We start from the raw sequence: 1,872 nt of genomic DNA, 5'->3' as shown, positions 1-1,872 counted from the left end.
AAACTGAATTTATTTTTTTGTCACATCATTTGGATGTTCCACGCCAATCCATGCTTTGAATAGTGCTTTTTGCTGTGGCGTTGCCTCTTTATCAGCAACTACTTTTTTAGGCTTATCGAAATCTTCTGATAATACTAATGTTAAGCTTTCAAGTGCATCGCGACGAAGATAGTCAACGGTTACTTTGTCGCCTGCCTTAAACGTTTCTAAGCTAGTTTTTAAATCTTTACCTACGTGATGTTTGTTTATAGCGACAATTTTATCATCGGTAGTTAAACCCGCTTTCCACGCACTGCCACCACGGCGTACATAACTTAACGTCAGTAATTCACCCGTATTTTTGGCGGTAGCATCAATACTTGCAAGTGCTTTTGCTTTTTCAGGACGCTCAAACTTTAAACCTACTTTAGTAAGTAAATCGTCAAAGTTAATACTTGCAGGCGACTCTACATTTTCTTGCCACCAGCTTGAATAATCACGTCCTGTTAAATCTTTTAAGATATTAAGTACATCTGTATCTGTAAATCCAGCGGGCATTTTATGATTGTTATAAAGTGCTTTGTGCACGTCGCGATAGCTTATTTTACCTTGGCTTTTTTCTAGTAAGTCAATATCTAAAGCAAGTGAAAGTAACGAACCTTCTGAATAAATATTGGTGCTGTAGTTACGTGCGTGATCGCCACCTTGATTAATCCATTTATCAAAGCTTGTTTCGCTTGCGCTTTGCACTTCACGGCCCGGTGTCTGCAAATGACGGTTAATGGTTTTACTCATTACTTTAAAAAATTCATCTGTTGTTTGAATGCCTGAGCGCACTAATAAATGATCTTCAAAGTAACTTGTTGAACCTTCTGCAATCCACAGCAGTTTTGAATAGTTCATATTAGTGTAATCGTATGGCACTAAACCTTGAGGGCGATATGCTTTAACATTCCATGTATGAACAAACTCATGCGCAGCGGTGCTAATAAAACCTAAGTAATCTTCGCGGCTACCAAATCGGTCACGTGGTCGTTGAATAATTGTTGAGTTTAAATGCTCTGTTGCACCACCAGCTCCTGATGTTGCATGCACCATAAATACATAACGCTCATACGGATAGCCATCCCAAATTACATTACCCGTGGCAACTAATTTTTTAAGATCGGTAAGCATTAGCTCTACATCGTAGTTACCATCGCCCCATATAACTAAATCATATTCACGCCCTTCTACTTCAAATGTGTGTAGTTGGTTAATACCCGTTTCGATTGGTGAATCAACAAGTACATCGTAATCGGTTGCTTTAAATGAATTTTTGCCTTTTAAATTATTCATACCCGATACAGAACGCCACTTTTTAGGCACGTCTAAATTAACGGTTACAGGCTCTTGGCGAAATGATTCACTAAACATAAAAAAGCCTGACGCATCTATAAATGCATGGCTGTCGTCAATGTGGCGAGCACGTTTACCAAGCTCATTTGCATACACCTGGTAGTCAACATTTACTTCTGTAGGTTCATTAAGATGTACACGCCATGTACTGTGATCTATTTTTTCCCATTTTAGTTCTTTGCCATCTTCATCTTTGGCTTTGAAGTAGCGAATGCCATTTGCAAGATTTAACATTTCGTAGCGACCCGTGCGCCACGCAGGAAGTTTTATATCAAGGTGTGCTTGCGCTGTTTTTGGAAACTCAACACTTACATCACCTAAATGATGCTGTGGTTGCGAGATTTCTAAAGAATAATTTACATCGGCAAATACAGGCGCTGAACATGCAGCTAAAATTGAAAGGGCTAATAACTTTTTCATAGAGACTCTTAGTGGAAACTTAATTGCTTACAAGACTAACAAGCCCCTATTTAAAAGTGAATTAAATACGATAAA

1 protein-coding gene is annotated in these 1,872 nt (G+C 38.6%); it reads right to left on the bottom strand.

The window, feature by feature from the left end:
* Positions 1-9 precede the first annotated feature (9 nt).
* The gene (locus H5072_RS18325; protein WP_182694373.1) at positions 10-1,797 is read right to left on the bottom strand and encodes a M61 family metallopeptidase; all 1,788 of its coding nucleotides are present in this window, start codon (positions 1,795-1,797) and stop codon (positions 10-12) included.
* Positions 1,798-1,872: the final 75 nt, after the last annotated feature.

Origin of the sequence: Pseudoalteromonas sp. SR45-5 (genome assembly GCF_014163565.1) — a bacterium.
GTDB classification, from domain to species: domain Bacteria; phylum Pseudomonadota; class Gammaproteobacteria; order Enterobacterales; family Alteromonadaceae; genus Pseudoalteromonas; species Pseudoalteromonas distincta.
The sequence above is the reverse complement of the archived record's forward strand: the minus strand, read 5'-3'. Positions and strand labels throughout refer to the sequence as shown.

Bases quoted from the DNA above. Each gene is read 5' to 3' on its own strand.
- H5072_RS18325 (WP_182694373.1), bottom strand. From the start codon at position 1,797: ATGAAAAAGTTATTAGCCCTTTCAATTTTAGCTGCATGTTCAGCGCCT.